Origin of the sequence: Leifsonia sp. NPDC056665 (assembly GCF_042791795.1) — a bacterium.
Taxonomy (GTDB): domain Bacteria; phylum Actinomycetota; class Actinomycetes; order Actinomycetales; family Microbacteriaceae; genus Leifsonia.
Genome location: NZ_JBHTXK010000014.1, coordinates 95003 through 102248, shown reverse-complemented (window position 1 = coordinate 102248; position 7246 = coordinate 95003). Strand labels below are relative to the sequence as shown.

Genomic DNA, 7246 nt, shown 5'->3' with positions numbered 1-7246 from the left:
ATCGACCACACGGAGCCCTCGCAGGCCAAACCCCCTACGAGCGACTCAAGCAGAAAACACAGGACCCGCTGTCATAGGCCTCCGTCAGTTGCACAGTTCCCGAGGTCGCAAATCCAGATCTTCTGCCCACACTTTGCCCACACTTGGTTGAGATCTCTTGAGATGACGGTGACTTAGTGTGATTCAAAACCCGCGGAATTCCGCGGATTTTCGCGTGCCATCGTCCCCTGGCGCGCAAGCCGAGCGGACTTTTAATCCGCGGGTCGTGGGTTCGAGCCCCACGGGGCCCACCGTAGAAAACGCTGGCCTCCGCTGATGTCCACGCCCCCAGATTGGGGGGAAGACCGGTGGACAGGTTGGCCTACCCTGACGAGCATGAGTCATTCTCAGGAAACCCGCCAGGGGCTCCGAGGTGAACACGGGGGATCATTTCTTTCAACCGCATTCGACCCGAAGCTGAACGCGCTCAACACGATCCGACTGCTCCTCGCCGTCTCCGTGATCGTCTGGCACTCCGTCCCGCTCACCGGCGCCGCCCGGCCCGGGCCGGCTGTCGCGCAACTGCTCGGGGACGGTGGTGTCGACGGGTTCTTCGCGATCAGTGGGTTCCTCATCGTGTCTTCCTGGATGCGTCGCCCGCGCTGGTGGCCGTATCTGAAAGCCCGGTTCTTGCGCATCCTCCCTGCGTTCTGGATGTGCCTCATCGTCACCGCCGCGATCATCGCGCCGCTTGGGATCTACCTCGCCGGGCAGGACCTCCCGGACGGGTACCCGGTCGATGCTGCGCTGTACGTGGGGAAGAATGCGCTGCTGAAGATCAACGAGTACGGCATCAGCGGCACACCCACCGGCGTCCCCTACCCTGGCGTGTGGAACGGCAGCCTGTGGACGCTCTGCTGGGAGTTCCTCTGCTACCTCGGCGTCCTCGCCCTCGGGCTCACGCGGTTCCTGAGGTACCGGGCCACCATCCCGATCATCTTCGCCGCCTGTCTGACCGTGACGGTGCTCGCGGACGTCCGGCTCGTGCACAACTACTACCTCGTGAACGGGTCCAGGTTCGGGCTCATGTTCGCGGCCGGCGCCCTCATCTACCAACTGCGCGATCGGCTCCCCGCCCGCGCCGTCGACCTGGTCATGACTGCCGGAATCGTCGCCGCCGCATCGCTGCTGCCGGATTACCGTCTCGCCGCCGCGCTGCCCCTGGCGTACCTGCTCATCGCCGCGGGGGCGCTCCTGCGCATCCGCGCGCTCCGACTCCGGAACGACATCTCCTACGGCACCTACATCTACGCGTTCCCTGTCCAGCAGGTCCTCGCATCCGCAGGACTGTACCGGCTCGGCGTGCCCCTGTTCGCGTCGATCGCGATACCGCTCACGCTCCTCGTCGCCGCTGCATCCTGGTTCGGTGTGGAGAAACCCGCGATGAGGCTCCGTGGAAGGGCGGTGCCCACACCGCTGGTGCCCGCGCCGAGCTCGGGAGCATCTTCACGGCCATGAACACGTGTGGGGCGGCCTCATCCTTTGGGAGGTCGTGCGACTAGCCGCCCCGAGAACGGCCTCAGCTCGGATCGCGTCGATCATCCACGACGCGTCGAAAGTACGCACCCTGCGGGCAGTCCCCGACTCGGCGCGCGCCACCTGGACCCCTCCGACGGGGGACGTCGATCCAATCCGATCCGCCGATGCCTCCGGAACACTCCTGACGGCCGGAAACATTCCGGCCGCACAACGCAAGGGAGTTCGGAATGAACAACGTCACCAAGCGCGTCGGGATCCTCGGTGGAGCGGCTGTGGTCGCCTCCGGTCTGATCGTGGGAGGTCTCGCCCTTCCGGCGAACGCGGAGACGAGCAACAACACCGACACCGCACCCACCACGACCACGGCCGTGGCGCCGCACACGCTCGACTACCTGAGCCTGTCGGACATCCTGCACAGCGTCTCCGCTCCGGTCACGGTCGGCCCCGTCGTTCAGGGCCCCGTCGCCAGCGGCAACGCGAGCGGCAACACCGTCGGCCCGGTCGCGAGCGGCGACCCCGTCGCCAGCGGCAACCAGGCGAACGGCAACTCGGTCGGCAGCAACGACTCGACCCCGGTCGCCAGCGGCAACACCACCCCGGTCGGCTCGGGCAACAACACGTCCGCCGGCAACGGCACCGGAGTCTCGGCTCCGGTCGGCTCCGGCAACACGACCGGCACCTCGCTGAGCAACCTCGGCGCGTCGGTGACCGACTCGGTCAACAGCGCTGTGAGCGATGCCCTCAAGGGTCTCAACGGGACCAGCGGGATGCTGGGTCGCTGACCTGAGCTAGACGTGCCTCGGCGCCCGGACCGCATGGTCCGGGCGCCGATGCTTGCTCTCGGGCCTTCCTTCCTCGGGTCGCCGCGCCCATCCACAGTCACCCAGGACATCCGCGGCTACCGGAGGACAACCACCCCACCCGAGCCCGCGTCTCCTCCGATAACCGACATCCCTGCACCCGCCAGCGCCGATCTCCTCCGTTACCGACACCTGTCGCGAACGGAGGACATCCGCGCCGCGGCACCCCCGAAACGCAGTGCACGGAGGATATCCGGGGCCGTGGTGGCGGGATGTCCTCCGTTCGCGAGCCCTCGTGCCGCCGCCTACGCGACCGGTCCCTGCGCCAGGGTCACCTGCGCCGTGTGCGACGCGCCGGAGGCGTCGGTCCAGGCGATGGTCGCGCTGTCGCCCGGGTGGAGGGCGGCGAGCGCGGTGGTGAGTGCCTGCGCCGAGTCGATGGTGGTGCCGTTCACCGCGGTGATCGTGTCGCCTGCGGCCAGCCCGGCGGATTCGGCCGGACCACCGGAGACCACACCGGAGATGGTGGCGCCGGCGGCCGAGCCGGTCGCAGTGCCCGACGACCCGAAGGAGCCGTATCCGGAACCGCTCGCCGCGCTGTCGCTCGACGCGACCTCCACCCCCAGGAAGGCCGGGTAGCCGATCGTCACCGTGGACGACGCCTGGCCCGAGGTGATCTCACCCGCGATGGTGAGCGCGTTCTGGATCGGGATGGCGTAGCCGGCGGTCGCCGTGCCGCCCTGCTCGGCGGCGGTGTCGATGCCGATCACCTGGTCAGAGGAGTTGAATAGCGGGCCGCCGGAGTCGCCGGCCTGGATGTCGGCGTCGGTCTGGATGAGGCCGTTCAGCGTCTCGGAGACGGCGGTCTGCTCGGCCTGCGTGGTGATGGTCTGGTCGAGGGCCGTCACGGTCCCGGGTGAGGCGGACGGAGTGCCGCCCGTGCCGCCCGCGTTGCCGACGCCGGTGACCGTGTCACCGACGGCCGCGTCGCCCGACGTGTCCAGGTTCGCGGTGCTGAGGCCCGAGGCGTTGCTGAGCTGGAGGACGGCGATGTCGTCGGTGGTGTCGGTGCCGACCACGGTCGCGGTGTACTGGGCGCCGGTGGCGACGACGGTGACGCTGATGCTGGTCGCGTCCTCCACCACATGGTTGTTGGTGAGGATCTCGCCGTTGGAGGTGAGCACCAGGCCGGTGCCTGCGCTCTCGGCCTGCGCGTAGGTGAGCTGCGACGTGATGTCGACGACACCGACCTCCTCGGCGGCGGTGGCGCTCGCGAGGGTGGAGGAGCCGGCGGAGGAGGATCCCGAGCCCGAGCCGCCGTAGCCGGCAGAGCCGCCGCTGCTCCCGGAGCCGTAGCCGTACCCGTACCCGCCCGAGCCGAATCCGTTGCGGCTCAGCGTGTTGTGGACGCTGCTCGACGCGGTGGAGGCGGTCGTGGAGGCGGACCCGGCGGTGTACGCCAGCGCCCCGAGCCCGAACGCCGAGCCGACCGCGAGGGTCGCGGCGACCGCGGTGGACACCACGATCACCGGCCGGCGTCGGCTCCTCGGCGCGTGCGTGGGTGCGGCTGCGGTGGGCTGCGCCGCACCATTGTCTGCTGCTACGGGGGGAACTCCCTCGACCTCGTCCATGACTGTGGTCCTCTCGACTTCAGGCTTGATGTCGACAGCACACCGCACGCGAGTGGGAGGCCATGATGCGCAGCTTTTGACTTCGCCGGGAGAAAACTAGAGATTCCTATGAATCGGGTCACGGGAGGGTCACGCCGCCAGGGCACGCGCCGGGCTCACGCCACCCCGGTGACCCGCCCCCGCTCCAGCACGTACCCCACCGCCACGGCCCCCGCGATGCACAGCATCATCGGCGCCAGCATGTCCGGGCCCTGGTTCGTGAACTCCACCACGAGGATCAGCGCGGTCAGCGGCGCGCGCATGGTCACCGCGAGGAATGCCGCCGCGCCGAGCAGCGCGAAGGCCGCGAGCGGCTCGCCGGGCCAGAGCAGCTCCCACACGCCGCCGAGCGTCATGCCGAGGCCCGCGCCGATCGCGAACGACGGGGTGAGGGTGCCGCCGGCCGCGCCCGCTCCGATGGTGCCGACGGTCGCGGCGGTTTTGACCACGGTGGTTAGGAGGATCACCGCGACCGGCAGCGTCGCCTCCAGCGCGAGCTGGCCGAGCGAGCGGCCGTTGCCGAGGATCGCGGGCAGCCAGAGCGACACCACGCCCACCGCGGCGAACACCAGCGGCATGACGATGAGGATGCCCCACGACGTCGGGCGGTGGTTCTGGGCGAGGCGGGTGAGCCGCACGAAGCCGACGGCCGCGAAACCGATGAGCGGGCCCGCGAGGATCGCCCACACCACGATCTGCGGGCGCAGCGGGATCTGGTGCACGAGGTACAGCGGGTTGGCCGGCACGACGAGCCGGGCGACGAGCGCCGCGATCGCCGAGGTGGCGAGGGCGGGCAGCACGGTCGCGAAGCTGATCTCGGCCAGCAGGATCTCGACGGCGAACACCGCGCCGCCGAACGGGACGCTGTAGACGGCGGCGAGTCCGGCGCCAGCGCCGCACGCGACCAGGATGCGGCGCTCGCGGGCGCCCACGCCGGCGCGCTCCGACAGCCACGACGCCCACCAGGCCGCGATCTCGCGCGGGGCGACCTCCCGGCCGATGGAGGCGCCGAGGCCCACGATGATCACCTGGAGGGCGGCGTTGAGGAACGTGACGACGCCGGGCATCCTGCGCCCGTTGACCGCGGCCTCCACCGAGACGATGGCGCGCGCGGGGCTCCGGCGTCCCCAGCGGCGAAGGAAGAACCAGCCGACCCCGCCGAGGACGCCGGCGAGGACCAGCGCGACGACCCGGTTCACCGGCGGGGCGTCCAGCAGCCCCTCGAGGAAGGTCCCCTCCGAGTAGCCGAACGCCAGGTGCTGGATGGTGTGCAGGCCGAGGTAGACCAGCCCGCCGCCCACTCCGGCGCCGACGCCGACGAGCGCCGTGACGACGACGAGCCTGGCCAGCCAGGCGGGCGTCGCGCGCGCGGGAACGCGTCGGGAGGTGGGCACGCTCCCAGGCTACTGCCAGCCGGGTCGCGCTCCCGTGAGGCGGCTCACGGGGCGGGGCGGCTCACGGGGCCGCGAGCGCTCCGACCGTGAGGAGGTTCACCGTCGTGGTCGTGCACGCCGTGTAGTTGTCGGCCTTCACGAACAGCGACTCGGTCGACCCCGGCGGGTACACGCGGAAGCCGTCGGCCGGCTTCGGCTTGCAGTCCGCGTCGGGGTAGTTGACAGCCTGGGTGATCTTCAGCGGCGCCTGCGCGGTGCCGCCCGGCTGCAGGACCACCGTGTCGTGCGGGGTGGTCCTGTCGAACTGGGCCGCGTTGCCGAGCTGGGTGCCGTTGCCGTCCCCCACGAACGAGACGCCGGGCCAGCCCTGCAGCGAGCACTGGGTCGAGCCGGTGTTGGTGAGGACGATGGTGACCTCCACGCTGCCCGCAGCGCCGCCTCCGCCCTGGCCGATGCTGCCCGAGAGGCTCGAGGTGGCGCACTGGCCCTGGATGGGCTCGGAGGTGCTGGTCGCGGTCGGGCGCGGCGAGGCCGAGTCCGTGCCCGATGTGGAGTCCGCCGAGGCGGGGGACGCCGACGGGCTCGCGCCGGCGGAGCAGCCGGCGAGACCCAGCGCGAACGCCGCGGCGAGCGCGAGGGCGAGAGCGGGCCTGGCGATGACGGAGCGGCGCGTCGAGTCGGACATGCCCTATTGTCAGCACGCCGAGGCGGTCCGCCCGGCAAGGACTCGCCGCCCCTGGCCGAGTTGCACTGGCAGTATGAAGGCATGAAAGCGCTCGGGACCTGGCTGACACGCTACTGGACGGTCTTCGTCCCCGCCATCGGGGTGGTCGTCCTGATCGCGTTCTGGACGGTCGAACTGGAGCCGGTCGCCGTCGCGGTGATCGCGGTCGTGCTGGCCGGGACAGTGCTGGCCGCTGTGCAGCACGCGGAGGTCGTGGCCCACAGGGTCGGTGAGCCGTTCGGATCACTCGTGCTCGCGGTGGCAGTGACGATCATCGAGGTGGCGCTGATCGTGACGCTGATGACCACGGGCAAGGACTCCGCCACGCTCGCACGCGACACCGTCTTCTCCGCCGTCATGATCACCATGAACGGCATCGTCGGCCTCAGCCTCCTGCTCAGCGCCTCCCGGCGGGAGACCACCACCTTCAACGCGCAGGGCAGCGGCGCGGCGCTCGGCACAGTGACGGCGATGGCGACGCTCACGCTGGTGCTGCCGACCTTCACCGAGGCGACACCCGGGCCGGAGTTCTCGACCGGCCAGCTCGCGTTCGCCGCGATCGCGTCGGTCGCGCTCTACGGGATGTTCGTCTTCACGCAGACCTATGCGCACCGGGACTTCTTCCTCCCGGTCTCCCCCAAGGGGAAGCCGCTCACGGAGGACAGCCACGCCGACGCGCCGACGACCCGCACCGCGCTGATCAGCGTCGGCCTCCTGCTCGTCGCGCTCGTCGCCGTCGTCGGGCTGGCCAAGCTGGAGTCCACGCCGATCGAGCGCGCGGTGACCGGGATCGGCCTCCCGCAGTCGTTCGTCGGTGTGATCATCGCGCTGCTGGTGCTGCTCCCGGAGGGCATCGCCGCGTCGAAGGCCGCGCGCCGCAACCGGATGCAGACCAGCCTCAACCTGTCGCTCGGCTCGGCCATCGCGAGCATCGGGCTCACCATCCCGGCGATCGCGGTCGCGTCGATCTGGCTGCCGGGTCCGCTGCACCTCGGGCTCGGCGCGAGTCAGATCGTGCTGCTGATGCTCACCGTGGTGGTCAGCATCCTGACGATCATGCCGGGGCAGGCGGCGCGCATCAAGGGCGGCATCCACCTGATCATCTTCGCGGCGTTCATCTTCCTGTCGATCGTGCCGTGA

The 7246-nt window shown here is 70.3% G+C and carries 6 protein-coding genes and 1 tRNA gene; 4 read left to right on the top strand and 3 right to left on the bottom strand.

Going from position 1 to position 7246, the window contains the following annotated elements; translation table 11 throughout:
• The first annotated feature begins 224 nt into the window (after window positions 1–224).
• The 3 genes from ACFQ9V_RS14075 (at window position 225) to ACFQ9V_RS14065 (ending at window position 2300) form a co-directional block, all read left to right on the top strand.
• Window positions 225–290, top strand: a tRNA-Lys gene (locus tag ACFQ9V_RS14075).
• Window positions 291–375: 85 nt separating this feature from the next.
• Window positions 376–1497: an acyltransferase family protein gene (locus tag ACFQ9V_RS14070; protein WP_382459752.1), complete on the top strand. Its 1122-nt coding sequence runs from the start codon at window positions 376–378 to the stop codon at window positions 1495–1497.
• Between the two features lie 248 nt (window positions 1498–1745).
• Window positions 1746–2300, top strand: a complete 555-nt coding sequence (locus ACFQ9V_RS14065; RefSeq protein ID WP_382459751.1) for a hypothetical protein — start codon at window positions 1746–1748, stop codon at window positions 2298–2300.
• A 323-nt stretch (window positions 2301–2623) separates the two neighbouring features.
• Here ACFQ9V_RS14065 and ACFQ9V_RS14060 read toward each other — a convergent pair whose 3' ends face one another.
• The 3 genes from ACFQ9V_RS14060 to ACFQ9V_RS14050 all read right to left on the bottom strand — a co-directional run bounded on the left by ACFQ9V_RS14060 (window position 2624) and on the right by ACFQ9V_RS14050 (window position 6067).
• Window positions 2624–3949 (bottom strand): S1C family serine protease, encoded by a 1326-nt coding sequence (locus ACFQ9V_RS14060; RefSeq protein WP_382459750.1) that lies wholly within the window; start codon window positions 3947–3949, stop codon window positions 2624–2626.
• A 155-nt stretch (window positions 3950–4104) separates the two neighbouring features.
• Complete coding sequence (locus tag ACFQ9V_RS14055) at window positions 4105–5382, bottom strand: chloride channel protein (protein WP_382459749.1); 1278 nt, start codon at window positions 5380–5382, stop codon at window positions 4105–4107.
• A gap of 61 nt (window positions 5383–5443) precedes the next feature.
• Window positions 5444–6067 carry a DUF4232 domain-containing protein gene (locus ACFQ9V_RS14050; protein ID WP_382459748.1) on the bottom strand — a complete coding sequence of 208 codons (624 nt, stop codon included), beginning with the start codon at window positions 6065–6067 and terminating at the stop codon, window positions 5444–5446.
• 81 nt (window positions 6068–6148) lie between these two features.
• Here ACFQ9V_RS14050 and ACFQ9V_RS14045 point away from each other — a divergent pair, with 81 nt between their 5' ends.
• The gene (locus ACFQ9V_RS14045; protein WP_382459747.1) at window positions 6149–7246 is read left to right on the top strand and encodes a calcium:proton antiporter; all 1098 of its coding nucleotides are present in this window, start codon (window positions 6149–6151) and stop codon (window positions 7244–7246) included.